The 22,946-nt window shown below is 65.8% G+C and carries 24 protein-coding genes; 16 read left to right on the top strand and 8 right to left on the bottom strand.

All coding sequences use genetic code 11. The features are described from left to right. Positions 1-178: 178 nt before the first annotated feature. From purH to ABF821_RS01590, 10 genes are all read left to right on the top strand, one after another. Positions 179-1,756, top strand: coding sequence for a bifunctional phosphoribosylaminoimidazolecarboxamide formyltransferase/IMP cyclohydrolase (gene purH / locus ABF821_RS01635; protein WP_182974415.1), 1,578 nt, complete (start codon positions 179-181; stop codon positions 1,754-1,756). A 121-nt stretch (positions 1,757-1,877) separates the two neighbouring features. After that, on the top strand, positions 1,878-2,585 hold the full coding sequence (locus ABF821_RS01630) for a hypothetical protein (RefSeq protein ID WP_375288975.1): 708 nt from the start codon (positions 1,878-1,880) through the stop codon (positions 2,583-2,585). 267 nt (positions 2,586-2,852) lie between these two features. Next, positions 2,853-3,194: an AtpZ/AtpI family protein gene (locus ABF821_RS01625; RefSeq protein ID WP_183008054.1), complete on the top strand. Its 342-nt coding sequence runs from the start codon at positions 2,853-2,855 to the stop codon at positions 3,192-3,194. A 13-nt stretch (positions 3,195-3,207) separates the two neighbouring features. Then, positions 3,208-3,957: a F0F1 ATP synthase subunit A gene (locus ABF821_RS01620; protein WP_114725044.1), complete on the top strand. Its 750-nt coding sequence runs from the start codon at positions 3,208-3,210 to the stop codon at positions 3,955-3,957. A 58-nt stretch (positions 3,958-4,015) separates the two neighbouring features. Next, positions 4,016-4,240, top strand: a complete 225-nt coding sequence (locus ABF821_RS01615) for an ATP synthase subunit C family protein (RefSeq protein WP_012224283.1) — start codon at positions 4,016-4,018, stop codon at positions 4,238-4,240. A 14-nt stretch (positions 4,241-4,254) separates the two neighbouring features. Further along, positions 4,255-4,866: a hypothetical protein gene (locus ABF821_RS01610; protein ID WP_310888876.1), complete on the top strand. Its 612-nt coding sequence runs from the start codon at positions 4,255-4,257 to the stop codon at positions 4,864-4,866. Positions 4,867-4,897: 31 nt separating this feature from the next. Beyond that, positions 4,898-5,392, top strand: a complete 495-nt coding sequence (locus tag ABF821_RS01605; protein WP_182974412.1) for a F0F1 ATP synthase subunit B — start codon at positions 4,898-4,900, stop codon at positions 5,390-5,392. Next, positions 5,389-6,162 carry a glycosyltransferase family 2 protein gene (locus tag ABF821_RS01600; RefSeq protein WP_375288976.1) on the top strand — a complete coding sequence of 258 codons (774 nt, stop codon included), beginning with the start codon at positions 5,389-5,391 and terminating at the stop codon, positions 6,160-6,162. The genes ABF821_RS01605 and ABF821_RS01600 overlap by 4 nt, the downstream gene beginning before the upstream one ends. Positions 6,163-6,261: 99 nt before the next feature. Beyond that, positions 6,262-7,920 (top strand): ArnT family glycosyltransferase, encoded by a 1,659-nt coding sequence (locus ABF821_RS01595; protein WP_415528849.1) that lies wholly within the window; start codon positions 6,262-6,264, stop codon positions 7,918-7,920. A gap of 143 nt (positions 7,921-8,063) precedes the next feature. Then, positions 8,064-9,020: an ABC transporter substrate-binding protein gene (locus tag ABF821_RS01590; RefSeq protein WP_415528848.1), complete on the top strand. Its 957-nt coding sequence runs from the start codon at positions 8,064-8,066 to the stop codon at positions 9,018-9,020. A 165-nt stretch (positions 9,021-9,185) separates the two neighbouring features. Here the strand turns inward: ABF821_RS01590 and ABF821_RS01585 are convergent, their stop codons facing one another. Further along, on the bottom strand, positions 9,186-9,317 hold the full coding sequence (locus tag ABF821_RS01585) for a hypothetical protein (protein ID WP_259654542.1): 132 nt from the start codon (positions 9,315-9,317) through the stop codon (positions 9,186-9,188). Positions 9,318-9,637: 320 nt separating this feature from the next. Further along, positions 9,638-10,126: a DUF2721 domain-containing protein gene (locus ABF821_RS01580; protein ID WP_182974409.1), complete on the bottom strand. Its 489-nt coding sequence runs from the start codon at positions 10,124-10,126 to the stop codon at positions 9,638-9,640. A 157-nt stretch (positions 10,127-10,283) separates the two neighbouring features. Here ABF821_RS01580 and ABF821_RS01575 point away from each other — a divergent pair, with 157 nt between their 5' ends. From ABF821_RS01575 to ABF821_RS01565, 3 genes are all read left to right on the top strand, one after another. Continuing rightward, a complete protein-coding gene (locus ABF821_RS01575) occupies positions 10,284-10,547 on the top strand; it encodes a hypothetical protein (protein ID WP_415528847.1) in 264 nt (87 codons plus the stop codon). Positions 10,548-10,616: 69 nt separating this feature from the next. Next, a complete protein-coding gene (gene purU / locus ABF821_RS01570) occupies positions 10,617-11,498 on the top strand; it encodes a formyltetrahydrofolate deformylase (RefSeq protein ID WP_415528846.1) in 882 nt (293 codons plus the stop codon). A gap of 204 nt (positions 11,499-11,702) precedes the next feature. Beyond that, positions 11,703-13,655, top strand: coding sequence for an EAL domain-containing protein (locus tag ABF821_RS01565; protein ID WP_415528845.1), 1,953 nt, complete (start codon positions 11,703-11,705; stop codon positions 13,653-13,655). Here ABF821_RS01565 and ABF821_RS01560 read toward each other — a convergent pair. Continuing rightward, positions 13,630-14,580 carry a helix-turn-helix domain-containing protein gene (locus tag ABF821_RS01560; protein ID WP_182974405.1) on the bottom strand — a complete coding sequence of 317 codons (951 nt, stop codon included), beginning with the start codon at positions 14,578-14,580 and terminating at the stop codon, positions 13,630-13,632. The genes ABF821_RS01565 and ABF821_RS01560 overlap by 26 nt on opposite strands. Before the next feature lie 186 nt (positions 14,581-14,766). Between ABF821_RS01560 and ABF821_RS01555 the strand changes: the two genes are divergently transcribed. After that, positions 14,767-15,663, top strand: a complete 897-nt coding sequence (locus ABF821_RS01555; RefSeq protein WP_415528844.1) for a DMT family transporter — start codon at positions 14,767-14,769, stop codon at positions 15,661-15,663. Positions 15,664-15,754: 91 nt separating this feature from the next. Here ABF821_RS01555 and ABF821_RS01550 read toward each other — a convergent pair whose 3' ends face one another. From ABF821_RS01550 to ABF821_RS01530, 5 genes are all read right to left on the bottom strand, one after another. Next, complete coding sequence (locus tag ABF821_RS01550) at positions 15,755-16,354, bottom strand: IMPACT family protein (RefSeq protein ID WP_415528843.1); 600 nt, start codon at positions 16,352-16,354, stop codon at positions 15,755-15,757. Then, positions 16,351-17,754, bottom strand: coding sequence for a DNA repair protein RadA (radA, locus tag ABF821_RS01545; protein WP_182974403.1), 1,404 nt, complete (start codon positions 17,752-17,754; stop codon positions 16,351-16,353). The genes ABF821_RS01550 and radA overlap by 4 nt, the downstream gene beginning before the upstream one ends. A gap of 129 nt (positions 17,755-17,883) precedes the next feature. Further along, positions 17,884-18,675: an ABC transporter ATP-binding protein gene (locus tag ABF821_RS01540; RefSeq protein WP_415528842.1), complete on the bottom strand. Its 792-nt coding sequence runs from the start codon at positions 18,673-18,675 to the stop codon at positions 17,884-17,886. Beyond that, on the bottom strand, positions 18,672-19,457 hold the full coding sequence (locus ABF821_RS01535) for an MlaE family ABC transporter permease (RefSeq protein ID WP_182974469.1): 786 nt from the start codon (positions 19,455-19,457) through the stop codon (positions 18,672-18,674). Before ABF821_RS01535 ends, ABF821_RS01540 begins: the two co-directional genes overlap by 4 nt. Before the next feature lie 303 nt (positions 19,458-19,760). Then, entirely contained in the window at positions 19,761-21,017 is a 1,257-nt protein-coding gene (locus ABF821_RS01530; protein ID WP_415528841.1) for a multidrug effflux MFS transporter, read from the bottom strand. Positions 21,018-21,208: 191 nt separating this feature from the next. Between ABF821_RS01530 and ABF821_RS01525 the strand changes: the two genes are divergently transcribed. Both ABF821_RS01525 and ABF821_RS01520 read left to right on the top strand, forming a co-directional pair. Further along, on the top strand, positions 21,209-21,451 hold the full coding sequence (locus tag ABF821_RS01525) for a DUF3297 family protein (RefSeq protein ID WP_114725014.1): 243 nt from the start codon (positions 21,209-21,211) through the stop codon (positions 21,449-21,451). A gap of 97 nt (positions 21,452-21,548) precedes the next feature. Further along, a complete protein-coding gene (locus ABF821_RS01520; protein WP_415528840.1) occupies positions 21,549-22,805 on the top strand; it encodes an FAD/NAD(P)-binding oxidoreductase in 1,257 nt (418 codons plus the stop codon). Positions 22,806-22,946: the final 141 nt, after the last annotated feature.

Genomic DNA, 22,946 nt, shown 5'->3' with positions numbered 1-22,946 from the left:
TCCCGACCACAAGGCTCCCGACCGGATCAGAGTTTTTTGGTTCTTTTTTGCAAAAAAGAACAGAAGACCTCCCCTGCGGATACGACAGCCCCGCCCACACGTCTGTTGCTCCGTCCGCCCAGGTTGGACTAAGGACGCGGGCTTTCCTGCCGCCCAATCGTGAAAGGTCGCCCCCGCGATGACCCAGACGCCCGTGCCGGTCCGCCGTGCCCTGATTTCCGTTTCCGACAAGACGGGGTTGCTCGACCTCGCCCGCGCCCTGATCGCGCATGGGGCCGAGATCCTCTCGACCGGCGGATCGGCCCGTGCCCTGCGCGAGGCCGGGTTGAAGGTGACCGAGGTATCGGACCATACCGGCTTTCCTGAAATCCTCGATGGCCGGGTCAAGACGCTGGTGCCGCAGATCCATGGCGGTATCCTGGGCCGCCGCGACCTGCCGGCCCATGTCGCGCAGATGGAACAGCACGGCATCGCGCCGATCGACCTGATCGCGGTGAATCTCTACCCGTTCGAGGCCACGGTCGCCTCCGGTGCCGGCGCCGAGGACTGTATCGAGAATATCGATATCGGCGGTCCGGCATTGATCCGCGCCGCGTCCAAGAACCACGATCACGTCGTGGTCCTGACCGACCCGGCGCAATATGGCGCCATCATCGCGGCGCTGTCGGAAGGCGGCACCACGCTGGAAGCACGGCGCGCGCTGGCCGGCGCGGCCTATGCCCGCACCGCCGCCTATGACGCCGCCATCGCCGCCTGGTTCGCCGCCCAGCGCGGCGACGTGCTGCCCGAGCGCCTGACGGTGGCGGGCCAGCGTCGGGAAAGCCTGCGCTACGGCGAAAACCCGCACCAGCAGGCGGCTTTCTACGCCGATGGCAGCAACCGCCCCGGCGTCGCCACCGCGCGGCAGATCCAGGGCAAGGCGCTGTCCTACAACAATCTGAATGATACCGACGCCGCGTTCGAGGCGGTGGCGGAATTCGATGCGCCGGCGGTGGTCATCGTCAAACATGCCAACCCGTGCGGCATCGCGACCGCCGACAGCCTGTCGGCGGCATGGGACCTGGCGCTGCGCTGCGACCCGGTCTCGGCCTTCGGCGGCATCGTCGCCCTGAACCGCACGCTGGACGCCGAGGCCGCGGCACGCATCGCCGCCATCTTCACCGAGGTGATCGTGGCCCCCGACGCGACGGACGAGGCACGCGAGATCCTGTCGCGCAAGAAGAACCTGCGCCTGCTGCTGACCGGCGCGCTGCCCGATCCGGCCGAAGGAGGCGTGATCATCCGCTCGGTCGCGGGCGGCTTCCTGGCCCAGACGCGCGATAACGGCCGCATCGTCCCGGCCGAACTGAAGGTGGTGACGCAGCGCGCCCCGACCGAGGCCGAAATGGCGGATCTGATCTTCGCCTTCCGCGTGTGCAAGCACGTAAAGTCGAATGCCATCATCTACGCCAAGGATCAGGCCACGGTCGGGATCGGCGCGGGCCAGATGAGCCGCGTGGATTCCGCGCGCATCGCCGCGATCAAGGGGGCGGACGCCTCGCGCGCCGCAGGGCTCGACCAGCCGTTGACGGCAGGCAGCGTGGTGGCGTCCGACGCCTTCTTCCCGTTCGCCGACGGGCTGGAGGCCGCGATCGCGGCGGGAGCCACGGCCGTGATCCAGCCCGGCGGGTCGATCCGCGATGACGAGGTGATCGCCGCCGCCGACCGTGCCGGCATCGCCATGGTGTTCACAGGTATGCGCCACTTCCGGCACTGATCCTCTTCCTCGGGGGATTGTCGCGCCGGGCGGGATCGACTTCACTATCCCGCCCGGCGGATCCGTTCCGGGACGATGGAAAAAGACGATCAGGCAGATGACGAGAGCAGGCATGGCGAGTGTGCGGCGTTCCCACCTTCTTCCGGCGATGGCCGGTCTGTCAGTCCTGATCGCCGGCCCGGCGATGGCTGCCAGCCAGCCGGTCTCGGCCTATGATTTATCGCCGCTGCCGGTCACGACCGGCACGGTGGCGCATTATCTGCCGACGCCGGGCGGCGATATCGACGGCCTGATCCTCACCGACGGCACCGAAATCCTGTGCTCGCACGAACTCGGGCTGGCCGTGGCCAGCCTGGTCAAGCCGGGCGAGAAGATTTCCGCACGCGGCCTGCACGGACGCGACCTGCCCATCGTCCGCGCTTATGAGATCGAAGACCAGCGCGGCCGCGCGGTCGAGGATGCCGAAACAATATCCGCCCGGCTGCCGGTCACCACGTCCGGGCCGGATATCGTGATCGACGGCACGGTCCGCGCGCCGCTCTACAGCCTGCATGGCCGGCTGGTGGGCGCGGTGATGCAGGATTACAGCGTGATTCACCTCGCACCGGCGGAAGCGACGCGCCTGGCCGCATGGCTGAAACCGGGCCAGACCCTGCATGCCGTGGGCAATGGCAGCACCAGTGCGCTCGGGACCGCCATCGACGCCCGGGAAATCGGTCCGGCGATGGGCCAGACCGTCCATGTCGCTCCGGCTGCCGCTCCGGTGGCGGGTCCCTTCCCGGGCAGTGCGGCTTATGACGAAATCCCCGGTGGCAGCGTTCATCCGTAAAAGCCGGGTCGGACTGGCGTTTCGGGGAACGGGAAGCCCAGGAAATCGCTGTCGTTGTTCATGCAATAAAATCATGTCTGATATTCCTGTATTGCATTAACGCGATGTCATCTGTGCCTCTGGGGCAGCCATGCCGGGAACTGTCACCCATTCCATGCGTGACAGAGCAGGGGCGCCGCTTTTCCGCGTCCCGAAACAAAAGCGTTTGCTTGACAGGTTTCTGCCGCATCGTTAGCTAGCGCCTGCACCTGCCTGGAGGTGTAAAAATTGGGTAAGGAAACGGACAGCTCCCGTCACGCCTTCGACAAGCGCCTGAAGCAGGCCATGGATCGGAATAATCCGAACCGGGCAGCCGAGGCAGGGTCGCAAGGTAACGACATCACCACCGTAGGCACCGTTCTGCGGGCCGGCACCGAAATGGTGGCGGGCCTGGTCGTCGGGGTCGCGATGGGATGGGGGCTCGATCGTTGGCTGGGCTGTCGCCCAGTGTTCCTGATCCTGTTTTCATTACTGGGCGGGGCCGCGGGCGTATTGAATGTCTGGCGTCTCGTCAGGCCGCAGGACGCCCTGGAGGACAAGCCGGGCCCGGATGCGGGGCCGGAACGGTAGAGGGAAGACGAAGTTGGCGGCCGGATCCACCATCGACGCATTGGGTCAGTTCGAGCTCCATCCCGTTCTGGGTGGCCTGGGCGAGGCGCTGCGTTTCAGTCAGTCGCCCCTCATGATGATCGTGGCCTCGGTCGCGGTGCTGGCGTTTCTGTATGTGGGCATGCGTCCCAAGGCCGTGGTGCCGGGTCGCCTGCAGGCAGCGGCTGAAATCTGCTACGATTTCATTCATAACATGGCCGTGGATACGATCGGTCCGGAGGGGCGTGCGTTCTTCCCGTTCGTCTTCACGCTGTTCTTCTTCATCCTGGCGGGTAATTATCTGGGCCTGCTGCCCTTCTCCTTCGCCTTTACCAGCCATGTCGCCGTCACCGTTGCGCTGGCGCTGATGGTGTTCGTGCTGTCGGTGATCGTCTCGCTGAAGGTGCAGGGTGCGAAATTCTTCGCGCATTTCATGCCCGCAGGCGCGCCGATGGCCCTGGCGCCGCTGCTGGTGCCGATCGAAATCCTCTCATTCCTGTCGCGTCCCGTGAGCCTGTCGATCCGTTTGTTCGCCAACATGGTGGCCGGTCACGTGATGCTGGAAATGTTCGCCGCCTTCACGATCATGCTGGCCGGGCTCGGACTGATCGGCGATGCGCTCGCCGTTGGTCCCGTGGTCATCAATGTCGCGCTGATGGCGCTCGAATTGCTGGTGGGTGCGTTGCAAGCCTACGTCTTCGCGATCCTCACCTGCATCTATCTGCGGGAGGCGGTCGCGCACTGACCGCGACGCCGCCCCAGCCCTTTTGAACGCCTGAACCAAATACAAGGAAAGCCTCGCTATGGACATCGCTGCAGCCCGGGAAATTGGTGCCGGTATCGCCGTTATCGCCCTCGCCGGCGTCGGCATCGGCCTGGGTAACATCTTCTCCACGCTGGTCAGCAGCATCGCCCGCAACCCCGCCGCGCGTCCGCACGTGTTCGGCCTGGGCATGCTCGGCTTCGCCCTGACGGAAGCCGTGGCCCTGTATGCCCTGCTGATCGCCTTCCTGATCCTGTTCGTCTGAGACCGGAGACCAACGTGGCACGTTCCGCGGCCTCAAGCATCCGCCGGGTGGCGTCTCTCGCGACGCCGCTCGCGCTGGCCTTGCCCGTGATGGTAATGGCTGCGCCGGGCGCGCGGGCCGCGGGCATGCCACAGCTGGATTTCGCCAACCCCTACGTCATCGGTCAGGTGATCTGGGGCGCGGTGATCTTCCTGGTGCTGTATGTCCTGCTCAGCCGGTCGGCGCTGCCGAAGGTCGAAGCGGTCCTGACCAGCCGCCGCCAGACGATCGACAACGATCTGGACATCGCCCGTCGCGCCAAGGCCGAAGCCGATGGCGCGGTGGACGAACTGCATCAGGCCCGTCGCACCGCGATGGCCGAGGCGCAGGCGAATGTCGACAAGGTGATCGAGGACGCGCGCCTCAGCGCCCTGCGGCAGACGCAGGAGATGAACGCCCGTCTGGCCGTCGAGATTCACGAGGCGGAAGCCCGCGTCGCCGCTGCGCGCAAGGCTGCTCTCGGGTCACTGCGCCAGATCGCCGATGAAACAGCACAGGCGCTGGTGCGTCAGGTGACCGGTGCATCGGTGCCCGCCGATGTGGTGGCCCGGACGGTAGACCACGCCGCCACGGCGCGCGGCCTCTGATCGCGCCACAGTAAGGAACAGGTTCAAGACCATGCTGCACGAACCCCGTTTCTGGACGGCCGTCGCCTTCTTCCTTTTCTTCATCCTGTTCGGCAGGAAGATCTGGGCACCGCTGGCCACGGCTCTCGACGCGCGGGCCGAGCGCATCCGCGCCGACCTCGACGAAGCCGCCCGCCTGCGCCGCGAGGCCGAGCAGATGCTTGAGGATGCCACGCGCGAGCGTGAAACGGCGCTGGCCGAGGCCCGCGCCCTGGTCGAGCATTCGCTGGCCGAAGCCAGCCGGATTGCCGAGGACGCGAAGCGCGAGGCCGAGGCCGTGGCCGCCCGTCGCGAGCAGATGGCCCGCGACCGTATCGCCGCCTCCGAGCGCAGCGCGGTGCGTGAAGTCCGTCAGGTGGCGATCGACGTGGCGGTCCAGGCCACGCGCGACGCGCTGACGATTGCCCTGCCGGCCGAAACCGGACAGCAGATCGTCGACCGTTCGATCGCCGACCTGCCGTCGGCCCTGTCCTCACGCGCTGCCTGAGCGGAACCGGGTTACTGGCCCCGCTCGCCACTTCCGATCGTTCCGAACCGGTCCTGTCCATTGTGGCGGCGGTTCTGAACGAGGCGGAGAATATCCGCCCGGTCTGCGCCGAACTGGCCGAGGCCGCCCGCGCGCTGCCGCCGTGCGAAATCATCTTCGTCGATGACGGCAGTACCGACGGCACCGTCGAGGCCCTGGTCGCGGCCAGGACCGACGGCATCCTTCCCGATCTGCGCATCCTCAGTCACGACCGCCGGCTCGGCAAATCCGCCGCCGTACGCACCGGGGTCGAGGCTGCGCGCGGCCAGTGGATCGCCACCCTCGATGGTGACGGGCAGGATGATCCCATGGAAATCGTCCGGATGTTCGAGCTGGCGCAGAAGGCCCAGGGGCCGGCACCGCTGGTCGTCGGCGTCCGGCTACGTCGGCAGGACACCCTGTCGCGGCGCCTGGCAACCCGGTTCGCCAATGGTCTCCGTCGGCGCCTGTTGCGGGACGGATGCCCGGATACCGGCGCGCCGCTGAAACTGTTCAGACGGGCGGATTTCCTGCGCCTGCCACAATTCGAAGGCGTGCATCGCTTTCTGCCGGCGCTGTTCGGCCATTATGGCACGCCGTTGCTCTGCCAGCCGGTCCGGCACCGCAACCGGCTGCACGGATCGTCCAAATATACCAATTTCAATCGTGCGCTGGTCGGGTTCCGGGATCTGCTCGGCGTGATATGGCTGATCAACCGCACGCGGTTGCCGCGTCGGGTCACGGAACGCTAAGAGCCTGTTGCAAATGCCGCCGCTGGCGGCCTGATGGGCCGGTTCGGCGCGCTCGAACCGACAGTCCCCATCCCGATCCTTCCCGAGGAGACGTGCCGGATGACACGGCTGACCGTGCGTCATTATCTTCTGCTCGCGCTGGGCACCTTCATGCTTCTGCTTCCGGGGCGGGCCAGCCTGCCGCCGCTGGATCGCGATGAACCCCGCTATATGGAAGCCAGCGCACAGATGCTGCGCAGTGGCGATTTCATCGATGTCCGTTTCCAGGACAAGCCGCGCTATCTGCAACCGGCCGGAATCTACTGGCTGGAGGCCGCATCGGTGGCCGCCACCGGTACGCTGGACCGCCGGGCGGTATGGCCCTACCGCATTCCCTCGCTGCTGGCGGCCACGGCTTCGGTGGTGCTGACGGCCTGGATCGGCGCCACATTGTTCGGCCCTGCCAGCGGGCTGCTGGCGGCGGCCCTGCTGGCGGTATCGGTGCTGATGACGGCCGAAGGCCGCATGGCCACCATCGACAGCACCCTGCTGCTCACGGTCCTGCTGGCCGAAACCGGCCTGCTGCGCGCCTATCTGGATCGTGAAAAGGGGCAACCCACGCCCGTTTCGGCGGCCCTGCTCTATTGGGTGGCGCTGGGGGCGGGCCTGATGCTGAAGGGCCCGGTGGTCCTGATCCCCGGCTTCGGCACCCCGCTGGCCCTGGCACTGGTGGAACGGCGCATCGACTGGTGGCGCCGATTGCGGCCGGCATGGGGATGGCTGGTGATGCTGGCAATCGTCCTGCCCTGGTGCATCGCGATCGGCGTGGTCAGCCACGGCGATTTCTTCTCGCGCGCCGTCGGCACCAATTTCCTCGGCAAGGTCGCCAGCGGGCAGCAGGCGCACGGCCTGCCGCCGGGTTATCACCTGGCGGCCTTCGCGTTGGCCTTCTGGCCCGGATCGCTCTTCGCGGCTCTGGCGCTGCCCTTCGTCTGGGCACGGCGCCACACGCCGCCCGTGCGCTTCCTGCTGTGCTGGATCGTGCCGCACTGGCTGGTGTTCGAGGCGATCGCAACCAAGCTGCCGCATTACGTCCTGCCGACCTACCCGGCCATCGCCCTGCTGGCGGCAGCGGCGATCATGACCACGCCCGACCGCTGGCGCTGGCCCGCCTCGCGCGCCGGCCGCGCAGTGCTGGCGCTATATGGCGCATTATGGCTGGCGGTCGGCCTCGTCCTGTCCGTCGCCGGACCGGTGCTGCTGTGGTGGCTAGAACATGAAATCGTGCCGGCGTCCCTGCTGATACCCCTCGGCGCGCTACCGCTGCTGGTCATCGCCACCCGGCTTCTGGTCCGCCGCCAGATACTGCACGCGGCGATGTCCGCCATCGCCGCCGCGATCATCATTCATGTCGGTCTGTTCCTGACGGTGGTGCCGGCGCTGAAGACGATCTGGCTCAGCCCCCGTCTGGCGGCGCTGGTCGATGATTACCGGCCATGCCCCGATACGCTGGTCGTCTCGCCCTCCTTCTCCGAGCCCAGCCTGGTCTTCCTCGTAGGGCAGAACACGGTCCTGGTCGGCCCGAAGGATGCGGCAGACGTACTGCGCGACAACCGGGCCTGCGGCCTGGCGCTGGTGGACAGAAAGGACGAGCCGGCATTCCGCGACCGTCTCCATGCCGATGGGCTGGATGTGATCGAATTCGGGCGCGTCTCGGGGTTGAACTATTCGACTGGCAAGCATCTTGATATCGGCCTGTTCGGTCCGACACCGCCGTAACGGAAGGTCGTTCTTTTTTGAAAAAAAGAACCAAAAAACTTTGATTCGTTCAGAAGCCCTGTGCCTGGGGCATACGATGTCCCTGAACGGATAAAAGTCTTTTTGCTTCTTTTTCTTCAGAAAAAGAAGAAGAGAGAGCCCCCATGATCACCCTGCGCCGCCTGCTGATAATATTGTCGTGTGTGTTCCTCGGCCTCCCAACGGCACGAGCCGACGCACCCGAAACGGTCACGGTGATCCTCGACTGGTTCCTGAACGCCGATCACGCGGCCCTGCTGGCGGCGGATTACAGCGGCGCCTTTCGCCGTCACGGGTTGCAGGTGCGCCTGATCGCACCGTCCGACCCCGGCTCGCCGGCGCGGCTGGTGGCGGCAGGGCAGGCCGATCTGGCGGTGTCCTACGAGACCCAGCTCGGCATGCTCGCCGACCAGGGCATTCCGCTGGTCCGGGTCGGCACGATGATCGACACGCCATTGGATACGCTGATCGCGGCACCGGGCCTCAAATCCCTGAAGGATCTGAAAGGCAAGACAATCGGCATCTCGATGGCCGGCGTCGATGACGCGGTGTTGGCGGCGATGCTGGGGTCGGTCGGCCTGTCGCTGTCCGACGTGCGGCAGGTAAACGTCAATTTCCAGCTCGAACAGGCCCTGATGTCGCATTCGGTCGATGCGGTGATCGGCGCGACCCGGACCTACGAACTGATCGACCTCCGGCAGAAGGGGTTCGACCCGGTGGCGTTCTATCCCGAGGAACATGGCGTTCCGCTGAATGACGAACTGATCTTTCTCGCCCCGCGCGACCATGCCCGCGATGCGAAGATCGTCCGCTTCATGCAGGCGCTGGAAGAAGGCACCAACGCCCTGCTGAACCATCCGGACGCGATCCTGGCCCAGGCGGTGCACGACCACCCGGAACTCGACACGCCGCTGAACCGCGCCGCCTGGACCGCGACCTTGCCGCGCGTCTGCAAGCAGCCGGCGCTGCTCAACGGCCGGCGTTATCGCGTTTTCATGGATTTCCTGCGCGCCCAGGGCGTGATGCACCGCACGCTGGACCTCTCCGCCTACGCGATCGATCCGACCGACAGCGCGCCGTAACAACGACGGCCCGAGCAGGCCGGGGCATGGGGAAAGTCTCGGTCAAAGATAGGCCCGCCCCCAGGACAGAGCCAGCCGGATCCGACTCAGGCCGGACCTTATGCCCGCCGTCAGGCAGGCAGGCCATGGTGCAGGTCACACAGACCGGCCGCCATGGCCGCCGCATCAGGCGATGCGGTCGGCGACGGCAGTGGCCAGCATCAGCGCGGCAACGATCGGCAGAAATGCGACGAGCGGGAGGAACGACGCGACGTTCATCGAACTGGCGACGAGATTGCCAATTTCCTGAATAAACATTATCCGAAATCCTATGGGTTGGTGTTGGGTGCGGAACCAACACCGAAATCGGGTCTCTCGCAATACAAAAGAACATGAGACCTGATGGTTAAAAAACGCATAGTAACCATCGGATGAATAGTCTGTTCACTTCGTAAACAGCGTCCTGTTTATTGTCCGGAGTCAGAAAAACGAATCGGCCCGTTTCTGGCGAATTTTTGTGCGGAACACGGGCGACCGACGACTGGACTCAACAAGAAAGCGCATAAAATAGGCATATTGCCCATTATATGGCCTTTCACATTTTTAATGAAGAAATCCGGCCCCTGCCGGCCGATCGCTCAGTCTTTCGGGTGGGTGGACCGTGCCCAGGATGTGGTCATGCGCAGACCATGCCATGCGGCCAGGCTGTCACACAGAAACGCGGCCAGCGCGGCCACTGTGCAGATCAGGGCCATGCCGAACATCACCACCAGCCAGGACGCCACCGAGGAGTCGCGCAGGCTGCCCAGAAACAGCACGAAGGCCGCGCCGCAGGTGGCCGCTCCGCCGACGGCGGCCAGCAGGATCGATGCATCGAGCAGCAGGGTGCGCCGGTGCAGGTGCCGGATATGCTGGCGCAGATGGCGGCGCTCCGTCGGGGCCTTGGTCGTTGCCAGCGCGTCGTTGGATTTCTCGATATGGTCCGATACCCGTGCCAGCCGGGTGTTGAACAGGTTCAGTAGCGTGCCGATCCCCGACAGCATGAAGATTGGCGTCAGCGCGGTCTGGATCAGGTGAGCGACACTGTCGATCGGTTCGTCGGGCAGAAAGCCGGGGAAAGGGGACACGGGGGCTCCTTATATATGGTGCTGCTGCGGGGGATGGCGGGCGGACGAAGGGTCCGGGGGCGTTCCACTGTTGAAACCGCTCGGGGCTTCCGATGCAACCGAAACCACTTGCCCGATGCCGCCAGACGGCCCAGCTTCACTGTCGGGAGAACGGCCGATGTCTCATAATTACGCAACGCCCATGACACCGGAGCGCCGCCTGGCCCGCCTGCTGTCGCGCATCCCCGAGGACCGCGTCGTGCGGATCGAACGCGCGCCGGATGCTGCGCAGGCCCCGCGCTGGCGGGCCGCGATCGGCGAGGCGGGGAGCGGCGATTGCCCGGCAGACCGATGGAGCGCGCCGTTCGATACGATGGCCGATGCGCTGGAAGCCGCATGGCGGGCCGTGCGGCCGCCGGCGGAACGCAACCGGGGGGCTTGAGTTCCCGGAGGCGCCCCCTATGGTATCGGGCGTGCGTTTTCAGGAGCTTCTGTTGGTGGATTGTCCGGCATGACTGATCACGGGGCGCAGGGGCCGACAACCTGGACACTCACTCTGTCCTGCCCCAACCGGCCGGGCATCGTGGCGGCGATCGCCACGACCCTGTACGAAGCCGATGGCAATATCATCGAGGCCCAGCAGTTCGACGATACGGAAAGCGGCGTGTTCTTCATGCGCGTCGTCTTCACCGGCCGGGCCGATGCCGAGCGGACCGAATGGCTGCGGGCGCGGCTCGATGCCGTGGCGTCGCGCTTCCGCATGAACTGGACGCTGCATGACCGCGCGGTGCGCCGCCGGGTCCTGCTGATGGTCTCGAAATTCGACCACTGCCTGGTCGACCTGCTCTATCGCTGGCGAATCGGTGAACTGCCGATGACCCCGACCGCGATCGTCGCGAATCACCCGCGCGAGACCTACGCCCATATCGACATGGGGGGCATTCCCTTCCACTACCTGCCGGTCACGCGCGACAACAAGGCGGAACAGGAAGAAGAATTGTGGGGCCTGGTGCAGCGGACCAATGCCGAACTGGTCGTGCTGGCCCGCTACATGCAGGTGCTGTCGGATTCCCTGTCCGCGCGGCTGTCAGGCCAGTGCATCAATATCCATCATTCCTTCCTGCCGGGCTTCAAGGGCGCGCGTCCTTACCATCAGGCCCACGCACGTGGGGTGAAGCTGATCGGCGCCACGGCGCATTATGTAACGGCGGATCTCGATGAAGGACCGATCATCGAGCAGGATGTCGAACGTGTCAGCCACAGCGACACGCCTGACGATCTGGTGCGTAAGGGGCGTGATATCGAACGGCGCGTTCTCGCGCGCGCCGTGCGCTGCCATCTGGACGACCGGGTGATCCTGAATGGCAGCAAGACGGTCGTATTTGGAGATTGATCGCGTTCCCCGCGGATCGCGCGGTCGAGGGTATATTTTCTTAATTCTTTTTTGGTGTCATTTCCTGGGCTCTATTGCCGCGACATGGTGCGGAAGGCATTGAGGCATGCATAGACGATTTGGGTTTTTCCTTGTTTTTTGACAGAGATCTGAATTGGATGGCCGGCCGTCATGGTGCGGTTCCGGGTTACGGAATGCGCGCGCGTGTCTGAACATTTCGTCTGCCTTCTCGATCCGGCGGAGCGCGTCACGTCCTGGAGCCGGGAAGCCGAGCGGCTGACCGGGCATACTGCCGATGATGTGGTCGGCAGCCCCTTTTCCGGCCTGTTCCTTGTTTCTCCTCCCGCTTCGGCAGCCGCTACCCACGCGCCGGACGGGCATGTGGGGGTATTCGTCCGTCAGGACGGGGTGCATCTGTGTGTTCGCGTCCGCCGCCACGCCCTGTCCGGCAAGCGGGCGGATATCGATGTGCCGGTGACGGTCGCGATCGCGCAGGATGATCCGGACGCGGCAAGGCAGGGGAGTACAGAACTGCACGGGGCATTGGACGCGCTGCCCGACGGCATCGCCCTGTTCGGCGCCGATGAGAGCCTGTTGCATTATAATATGCGCTTCGATGCCCTGATCGGTCGGGTAGAGGATGGGTTGAATCCTGGCGCCGCCGCCCGAACGATTCTCGCCGCGTTGACCCGCACGGAATGGACCACGGAAGAGACTGCCCGGCCCGCCTTGTCCAAAGGCTGGTCGACCGAAATCCTGCGGCTCGGGCGTACGCTGGCCCTCTCCTGGATCAGCTTGCAGGATGGGCGCTTCCTGCTGCTGTGCCGCGATGTCACCGACCTGCGGCGGCTGGAAAATCGCACACGTTTTCTCGAACAGCATGACGACCTTACCGGCTTGGCCAACCTCCAGGGGCTGCGACTGCAACTGGGCACGTTGTGCGAACGGGCATCGGGATCGTTCGCGGTCCTCTATTTCGATCTGTTCGGGTTCAAGCGCATCAATGATTCGATGGGCCACGCGGCAGGTGACGAATTGCTGCGGATCGCAGCCTTGCGGGTGCGGCGCACGGTGGGGGTGGGAGATACCGTCGCCCATATCCGGGGCAACAAGTTCGCGCTGATTCTGCACTCCGAACAGGGTGACCAGGCGATTCGCCGGTTTGCCCGGATGCTGCGCAGCGTCCTTTCCCGCCCCCTGTCGGTCCTCAAACATGAAGTGACGGTGGGCGTCGCGATCGGGGTCGTGCGTTTTCCGACCGATGGCGACGATCGCGACACACTGATGTCCAAAGCCGATGTCGCGCTTCATTGTGCCAAGGGTGGCATTGATGACGGGATCTGTTTCTACGATCCCGAACGCGACAGCCTGCGCCAGCGGCGTATGGATCTGGAGCGCGATCTGCATCACGCGCTGGCCAGGGACGAATTCATATTATTGTACCAGCCGTTCCTGAATGTCCGCAGTGGCCGCATCGTCGGGGTGGAAGCCCTGATCCGCTGGAGACATCCGAAACAGGGCCTGATTCCTCCAGGCGATTTCATCCCGGTTGCCGAGCGGATGGGCCTGATGCACGAGATCGGCGCCTGGACGCTGGAGACGGCATGCCGGCAGGCGAAGGACTGGCCGGATGATATCATGGTCTCGGTCAACGTCTCGGCGGCGCAGTTCCGACACGATGGCCTGATCGACAATGTGGAAACGGCCCTGCAACGTACGGGCTGCCCGCCTTCGCGCCTGGAACTGGAAATTACCGAAACCGCGATGATCGACGACGTGCCCAGGGCCGCCTGCGTCCTGAAGCGTCTGCGCGAGCAGGGAATACAGATCGCGCTGGACGATTTCGGAACCGGCTATTCCTCGCTCAGCTTCCTGCACAGCCTGCCGTTCACGCGGATCAAGATCGACCGCAGCTTCGTCAACGATCTTCATGGGGGGGAGGGGGATGGCGCGGCAATCATCCGGGCGATTACCGGCCTGTGCGGAAGTTTGAATGTCGTCGCCACCGCCGAGGGGGTCGAGACGCAGGAACAGTTCGATTACCTGAAGGGCATCAATTGTTCTGAAATCCAGGGCTTCCTGATCAGCCGCCCCTGTCCGGCAGAAGAAATCGGCCCGTTTGCCGAAAAGATCAACCGGTCCGATCTGCCCCGCTGACCATCCGGTCACCCGGAGCATTGCCACCGAAACCCGGTTCGGGCCGCACGCCACAATGGCGTTGGTAATCGCTGGGTGTCAGCCCGGTCTGCGCACGGAAACGGGCCGTGAGGTGGCTGTGGCTGCTGAATCCGCACAATTCGGCGATCCGCGCCAGCGGTAAGTCGCGGCGCAGCAACTGCCGGGCGCGTTCGATCCGCAAGCGGGTCAGGAACTGATGCGGCGTTTCGCCATGCGTCTGGCGAAACGCCCGCGCGAAATGAAAGCTGCTGAGCCCCGCCGCGCCCGCCAGGTCGTCCAGGCAGAGCGGCCGTTCCATGTGCGCGTCGATCAGCGCCCGCACCCGGCGGGACGCCGCCTGCGACAGCCCGCCCCGGCGCGGCATGTCCGGCCGGCGATCGGTCATGTGCGCCAGCAGATAGGTCATCAGCTCGGTTCCGGCCTGCGTGACGGCCACCCTGTCCGCCGGCTGTCTCCAATGCCGCGACAGGATCATCGCGCGCACCTGCGCCTCGATCCGTGGATCGCGAAAATAGGCGTCCTCCCGCAGGGTGACACGGGCGGGGTCCATGTCGAACAGTTCCACCGTCGCGCGATCGAAGGCTTGTGGAACGATATAGAGATGGAACATCCGGATCGGCCCGGACACCTCCCAGTCGCTGGTCGCCCGCGCGGGCATCAGGCACAGGTCGCCCGCGCCGTTGCTGCATTTCCAGCTATTGCCCAGACGTTTGCGAAACCCCTCGCCATGTTCCAGATACAGGCTCAGCGTATGGTGGTTGGGCGTGTCGTATCGGGTCTGGGCGATCTCGTCGCGATCCCACACCGCGACGGCCAACCCGTGGCCGACATGGGCCGCCGCGCGCCGGGTGGCGCCCGTCGCGTGCAGGGTACGGACAATCGTCAGGTCGGCCAGTGCGGTCATGATGGACAAGGGCAGGGAGCGGAGGGTGAACGGATTGGATGGCCGGCGCCGCCCTCCCGACTATAGACCGCGATCGACGGCCGCGCGCCACGCCGCAATGCAGGAAAGCGCAGGATTCTGACAGCCGCCCCCGCGCGGCAAGGCAGGCGGCCCGGTAGGATGACGGTCTTTCGAAGAGGAAACCGCATGCTCGGCCTGCTGTTTTTGTGTGTCGTGGTCATCTGGGGCACCACCTGGTTCGCCATCCATGTGCAGGTCGGCGTCACCGTGCCGGGCACGGCGATCTTCTGGCGGTTCATGATCGCGTCGGCCGCGATGGGCGCATGGCTGTACCTGTCCGGCCGGCTCCGCCGGGTCCCATGGCGTACGCATCTCTGGCTCGCCCCGATGGGGGCATGCATGTTTTCATGCAATTTCCTGGCGATCTACCGGTCCGAGATCACTCTGGCCAGCGGTACCGTCTCGGTCATCTTCAGTGTGGCAACCCTGTTCAACACACTGAATCAGTGGCTGTTCTTCCGCCTGCGTCCCAGCGTGCGCAGCATTGCCGGCGGCTGTATCGCCATCGCCGGCGTCGCCTGCCTCACCGGCATGGGCGGGGTCGCCGGCATCTCGCAGACCGGCGCGGCCCTGGCGCTGACGGGAACCTTCCTGTTCTCCTGCGGCAATATCCTGTCGCGCCGGGTGGCGATGGCGGGGGTGGACCTGCCCAACGCGGTCTATCGCGGCATGCTCTGGGGCTGCGCGGTGCTGGCGGTCTCGCAGGTGGCACGCGGGGAATCGCTGGCCGGATCGACCGATCCAGCCTGGATCGCGGCCCTGTTGTATCTCGCCCTGCCCGGATCGGTCGTCGCCTTCCTGGCCTATCTGCATCTGGTGCACCGGATCGGCGCCGACCGCGCGGCCTATACCACCATCCTGTCCCCGGTCGTGGCCCTGCTGATCTCGATCCTGTTCGAGGGCACGCACTGGACGGCGGGCATGACGCGGGGGGTCGGGCTGGTGCTGGCGGGCAATCTCGTGACCTTCGCCCGGATCGACAATGTTCGTTCTTTTTTGCAAAAAAGAACCAAAAAACCCTGATTCGTTCAGGAGCCTTGTGCTGGGGACACGCAACGTCCCCAAACGATCAAAAGTCTTTTTGCTTCTTTTTCTTCAGAAAAAGAAGACTCCTTCACGCCACCACCCGAGGAACCGACTGCCCCCGCGTCAGGTCGGCAATCCGGCCAATGGCGTTCTCCACGTCCCCTTCGGGCACGGCAATCACCATCCGCGCCCCCTCCGCGTCGAACGCTTCGTCCTCCACCACCGCATCCAGCGCGGGCAGGCGCGCCTGAAGCAGCGCCAGATCGCCAAAGCCGCAATGAAAGGTCAGGCGCGTCCGCCGCACGATCGGCACGCGCGGCGCCAGACGCAGGCATTCCGCCGCCGTGCCGCCATAGGCGCGCACCAGCCCGCCCGCACCCAGCTTGATGCCGCCGAACCAGCGGGTGACCACCACCACCACATTGTCGAAACCCTGCCCGTCGATCACCTGCAAGATCGGCCGGCCGGCCGTGCCGCCGGGCTCGCCGTCGTCATCGCTGCGATAATCCTGCCCGATGCGATAGGCCCAGCAATTATGCGTGGCATCCAGGTCCGACACGGCGCGGACAAAGGCCAGGGCGTCGGCAGGCGTCGTCACGGGTGCCGCCTGGGCCAGAAACAGGCTCTTGCGCACCTCGCGTTCCAGTCGGGCGGGTTCGGCCAGCATCACCAGGCCGTCGGCGCTCATGCCTCCTCGCTGTCCGTGCCGCCGAACAGGGCCACCAGATCGCCCAGATGGCCGATCTCATTCAAATGCAGCCCCTCGGGCGCCACCAGCCGCGTATTGCCGCGCGCGATGCGCCGGGGCAGGAACGCGGCATCGAAGCCCAGCTTCTGGGCCTCCTTCAACCGCGCATCGACCTGCGCCACCTGCCGTATTTCCCCGGACAGACCGATCTCGCCAAAATAGACGGCCCCGGCATGGGTAGGCTTGCCGGTGGCGGCCGAAACCAGCGCCGCCGCCACCGCCAGATCGGCCGCCGGTTCCAGCACGCGCAGCCCGCCCGCGATGTTCAGATGCACATCCATCCCATGCAGCTTCAGCCCGCACCGGGCTTCCAGCACCGCCAGCAGCATGTTCAGGCGCGAGGTATCCCAGCCCACCACGGCGCGGCGCGGCGCGGAATCGCCCGATTTGGGCGAGAGCAGCGCCTGCACCTCCAGCAGCACCGGCCGCGTGCCCTCGATCCCGGCAAACACGGCCGAACCCGCGATATTCCCCCGCCGTTCGGCCAGAAACAGCGCCGAAGGGTTCGGCACCTCGACCAGCCCCTGGTCGGTCATGGCAAAGACGCCGATCTCGTCGGTCGCGCCGAACCGGTTCTTGGCGGCCCGCAGGATGCGGAACTGATGGCCGCGATCGCCCTCGAAATACAGGACGGCATCGACCATGTGCTCCAGCACGCGCGGTCCGGCCAGCGCGCCCTCCTTGGTCACATGCCCCACCAGGATCAGGCTGAACCCTCGCTGCTTGGCCAGCCGGATCAGTTCAAACGCGGTAGCCCGCACCTGGCTGACGGTGCCGGGCGCGCTCTCGACCGATTCCAGCCACATGGTCTGGATCGAATCGATCACCACCAGCGCAATATCGGGTTCGCTCTCCAGCGTGCCGGCAATGTCGGTCACGTTGATGGCGGCGGCGATTTCCAGCCCCGGCGCATCCAGCCCCAGCCGGCGCGCGCGCAGGCGGATCTGGTCCACCGCTTCTTCGCCCGAGATATATTTCACCCGCCGACCGGCGGCCGCCAGCGCGCAGGCCGCCTGAAGTAGCAACGTCGATTTGCCGATGCCAGGGTCCCCGCCCACCAGCACGACCGAGGCCGGCACCAGCCCGCCGCCCAGCACGCGGTCCAGTTCGGCCATCCGCGTGCCGATGCGCGGCGGCGGCTCGGCCGTGCCGGCCAGACTGACGAACGCGACCTTGGCCCCCCGGCCGCGACGCGGCGCGGTGCCCCCGGTGGCGGCGGGCTCGGCGGCTTCCTCGACAATGCTGTTCCACGCGCCGCAGCTCTCGCATCGCCCGGCCCATTTGGGAAAGACGGCGCCGCAGGACTGGCAGACGTAATGGACGGAAGGACGGCGGGCCACGGTGACTCCGGGAAGGGTAAGGGAAGCCTGTTCTTTTTTGAAAAAAAGAACCAAAAAACTTTGATTCGTTCAGGCGCCTTGGGGGGGGGGACTTGCGGTGTTCCTGAACGGATGAAAGTCTTTTTGCGTTCACCGCCGCAATTCCATGCTGATCGGCCCTTCGCGCCGCCCATGGGTAAACTGGTCCACCATCGGGTTCCCGCTGTTCAGCAGCGAGGTCGCCGGGCCCTGCCAGATCAGCTTGCCCTTGTAGAGCATCGCCGCCTGGTCGCCGATCCGCTGGGCCGAGGCCATGTCGTGCGTAATCGCAATCGCGGTCGATCCCAGCCTGCGCACGCAATCCACGATCAACCCGTCGATCACCGCCCCCATGATCGGGTCCAGCCCGGTGGTGGGCTCATCGAAGAACAGAATATCGGGCTGGCCGGCAATGGCGCGGGCCAGGCCCACGCGCTTCTGCATCCCGCCCGAAAGCTCCGCGGGCGACAGCGCACCCACCGAGGGGTCCAGCCCCACCTGTTCCAGCACCCGGCCGGCGGTGGCGCGGGCTTCGGCCCGGCTGGGGCGCTTGCCATGCCGTCGCCCGGCGGCCAGCAGCCCGAAGGCGACATTTTCCCACACGCTGAGGCTGTCGAACAGCGCCCCGTTCTGGAACAGCATGCCGATGGTCTCGATCACCGCTTCCCGCCGCCGGGCAGGCAGCGACAGCACATCCACACCGTCGATCTCGATCGTCCCGGCATCGGCCGGAATCAACCCGAGGATACAGCGCAGCAGCACGGACTTGCCGCTCCCCGACCCGCCGATGATCACCATCGAGGTACCGGGCATGACATCGAGGTCGATCCCGTCGAGCACGATTTTCGGCCCGAACGCCTTGCGCAGGCCGCGAATACGGATCTTGGGCGTGGTCTGGGTCATTGCGAGAAGAACACGTCGGTCAGGAGGTAATCGGATGCCAGCAGCAGGATCGACGCCGCCACCACGGCGGCCGTGGTGGCCGACCCCACGCCCTGCGCGCCCCCCCGGCTGGTATAGCCATGGTAGCAGCCCATCAGCGTGATCAGAAAGCCGAACACCGCCGCCTTGGCCAGCCCCACGGTCACGTCGATCGTCTTCACCGCCGTGAAGGTGGCGGCGATATAGGCCGGCGCCGAGAAATCGAGCTTCACGACCGACACCACGAACCCGCCCAGCACGCCCAGGATATCGGCCACCAGCACCAGGCAGGGCAGGGCGATCGTGCCGGCCAGCAGGCGGGGCGTGACCAGATATTTCATCGGGTTGGTCGAAAGGGTCGTCAGGGCGTCGATCTGGTCGGTCACCCGCATGGTGCCGATTTCGGCCGCCATCGCCGCGCCCACCCGCCCGGCCACCATCAGCCCGGCCAGCACCGGCCCCAGTTCACGGGTCACCGCCAGCACGACGATGCCGGCAATCGCGCCCTGGGCATGGTACTGCGCGAAGCCGGTATAGGATTGCAGCGCGATCACCCCGCCCGAGAACAGGGCGGTCAGCGCCACCACCGGCAGCGAGAAGAAGCCGATCTCGATCAGCGAACCGAAGAAGATGCGCCAGTAAAAGGGTGGCCGCACCAGATGCGACAGCGCGGCAACGCCGAACAGGGTCAGGGCACCGGCGGTCCGGACCAGATTCAACGCCGCCCGTCCGAGCGCCGCGATGAAATCGAGCACGGCGTTCACGCGGGGCATAACCGGCCAGCCGGCCGGGCAACAGGGGTGGAGCGCATCATGTCTCCTGCCGTAGCGCGGCAGGCCCGGCGCGTCAAAGGAAGGAAAAACAGGACGACCCCCGAAAAAAAACGGCGCCCCGAAGTGCGCCGCCGTAGTCTAGGGAGGAAACGTCCATGAAGCGCGTAACAGTGCTACTTCGACGTTATCTCATAATCGTGAAGACGCCCCGAGTCAAGAAAATTGTGCGATGCAATATATCCGCGCGCATCCCGCCCCGGCACGTCATGCCCCCACGCGTCATATCTCGGCGCGTCATATCTCGGCGGCGGCATGCCGCCGGTGCCACAGCATGCAGCCCATCATCCCGGCGACGCCGCCCGCCATCGTGGCCGCCACCGGCACGGCGCTGGTCAGCGGCAGGTAGCCCAGCAGCACCCCGCTCAGCGATCCGATGGTGAATTGCAGCGTCCCCAGCAGGGCCGAGGCGCTGCCGGCATGGTGCCCGTGCCGGGTAAAGGCCAGCACGGTGGCATTGGGGTTGACGAAACCCAGCGAGCCGGTGACCAGCCCGACCATGGCGCAGACCAGCAGCGGATGGCGCGGCCCGGCAAGCCCGGCGACGGACAGGGTCAGGAACAGCCCGGCCGATAGCGTAATCGCCACCACCCCGCGCTGCATCAGCACATGCGGCGCCACGCGGTGGACCAGCCGGCCATTGATCTGGGCACCGGCGATGAACAGGGCGGCATTCATGCCGAAGAACAGCCCGAATTGCTGCGGCGTGAAGGACAGGATCTGTTCAAACAGGATCGGCGCGCTGGCAAGGTAGGCAAACATCACGAAAGCCGAGAACCCCAGCAGCAGCGCCGCCGAGAGAAACATCGGCTCCCGTGCGATGCCGACATAGCGCCACAGTACGGTCGAGGCCGACAGCGCAATCCGCCGGTCGCGCGGCAATGTGTCCGGCAGGGTCCACGCAATGGCGATCACCCCGGCCATGCCGTAGAGCGTCCCGAACCAGAAGATCCAGCGCCAGTGGCCCACCGACAGCACCAGGCTGCCCAGGCTGGGGGCCAGGATCGGCATCAGGCCGAACACCAGGGTCAGTTGCGCCATGATCCGCGCGCCCTGGGCACCGGTGGCGATATCGCGCACGATGGCGCGCGGCACCACCACGCTGGCCGATCCGCCCAACGCGCCCAGAAAGCGCCAGACGCAGAACATGTGATAATCGGTCGAGAGCGCACACCCGGCCGAAGCGATGCTGAACAGCGTCAGCCCGCCCAGCAGCGGCACCCGCCGCCCCAGCCGGTCGGACAGCGGCCCCTGCGAAAACTGCCCGATCGCCAGCCCGGCGAACCACGCGGCCAGCGTGATCTGTGCCGAGCCGGGTCCGCCCCCCAGCTCGCTGTCCACGGCGGGAAAGGCCGGCAGGTACATGTCGGTCGCCAGCGGCCCGATCGCCGTCACCAGCCCCAGCAGGATCACCAGCCAAGCAGGCAGCGAACCAACGGGAATGCGGTGGCGATAGGCCAGTGCGGACGAGGAGGGAGAACTGGAAAACGACATGGGGCCGCGCCGTGGATACGAATAACGAAAGGGACCGTATGTCACGGTTTCCGCGCCATCTGTCCATTGCATTCGGCGGGCGTGATGCCGCACCGGCACATGGCAGATGCGCGCCCGTGGTTGGATTGGCGGCCCGGACCCGCTATGTCACCACCAATTACCGAACGTCCCTAGCATAAGGTCCCCTCTGAATGAGTGACACGCCCCCCGATCGCCTGTGCGCCAATGCCGAAAGCCCGTTCCACAACGCCGCCCTGCTGGAGCGCGGGATCGGCGTGCGCTTCAAGGGCGTCGAGAAGACGAATGTCGAGGAATATTGCATCAGCGAGGGCTGGGTCCGCCTGGCCGTCGGCCGCACGACGGACCGGCGCGGCAACCCGATGACGATCAAGCTCCAGGGCCCGGTCGAAGTCTGGTTCAAGGACGCGGAGTAACCCGCCCGCTCGGCTGACCTCCGAATTTCGCTTACGAATTTCGGAACCGGGCCATTAGGATCGTCCTCCATACGAATACCAGCGTAAGGAGACACCCATGGCCCCGACCCAGACGGATATTCCCGACAGCGATCGCTTCACCGTCGTCATCGTCGGCGGCGGTGCGGCGGGCCTGACGGTCGCCGCACGCCTGCGGCGCGCGCGGCCCAACCTGTCGATCGCGGTCATCGACCCCGCCACCACCCATGCCTACCAGCCGGGCTGGACGCTGGTGGGGGCCGGCGTCATGTCCCTGAAAGACACATTGCGGCAGGAAGGCGGGCTGATCCCCAAGGGCGTACGCTGGCTGCGGGCCACCGTCGCGTCCTTCACGCCGGAAGAAAACGCCGTCACCCTGGCCGACGGCCGGCGTATAGGCTATCGCCGCCTGGTGGTCTGCCCCGGCCTGCAACTGGACTGGGGCAAGATCGACGGCCTGACGGAGACGCTGGGCCGCAACGGCGTGTGCAGCAATTATTCGCGCGATACGGTCGAATATACCTGGGCCTGCATCCAGTCGCTCAAGGGCGGAACGGCGCTGTTCACCCAGCCGCCCATGCCCATCAAATGCGCCGGCGCCCCGCAGAAAATCGCCTATCTGGCGTCCGACCACTGGCGGCGCGAGGGTGTGCTCAGCCGCATGAAGGTCGAATTCGCGGTGGCGGGCGATGCGCTGTTCGGGGTCAAATATTTCGTGCCTTCGCTCCAGGATGCCATCGATTATTACGGCATCGACCTGCAACTGAAGCATAATCTGGTGGCGGTGGATGGGCCGAAGCGGCAGGCGACCTTCGCCGTCACCGCGCCCGACGGCAGCAGCAGCATGGTCACGCGCGGTTTCGACATGCTGCATGTCACTCCGCCGCAGAGCGCGCCCGATTTCATCAAGTCCAGCCCGCTGGTCAACACCGCCGGCTGGCTGGATGTCGATGCCACGACCCTGCGCCATGCGCGTTTCGACACCGTGTTCGGCCTGGGCGATGTCATCGGCACCAGCAATGCCAAGACGGCCGCCGCCGCCCGCGCCCAGGCGCCGGTGGTGGTCGAAAACCTGCTGGCCTCGCTCGATGGCCGCCCGCTGGCCGGCGCCTATGACGGCTACGGTGCCTGCCCGCTGACGGTGTCCTACGGGCGCGTGGTGCTGGCGGAATTCCTCTATGGCGGCGTGCCGGCCCCCAGCTTCCACTACGACCAGCGCAAGCCCAGCCGCTTCGCCTGGGCGCTCAAGACGAAAGTGTTCCCACGGCTTTACTGGAACATGATGCTGACCGGCCGCGACGTGCATCTGCCGCACAAGCCCATCAAGGATATCTGAAGCCCCGGCGGCCATCCCAACTCCCCAATCATCGCCAGACGATTGGGTTTCCAAAGGGCCGCCGCCCTTTGGTGGGTCAAGGGCAAAGTATCCGTCTTGATCAAGCTGTTTTTGGCGCCCATGAGCGATTGTGTCGCACGA

The organism is Gluconacetobacter sp. (assembly GCF_047721585.1).
GTDB lineage: Bacteria > Pseudomonadota > Alphaproteobacteria > Acetobacterales > Acetobacteraceae > Gluconacetobacter > Gluconacetobacter dulcium.
Note: the sequence above shows the minus strand (reverse complement) of the source record. Positions and strands in the feature narration are given on the sequence as shown.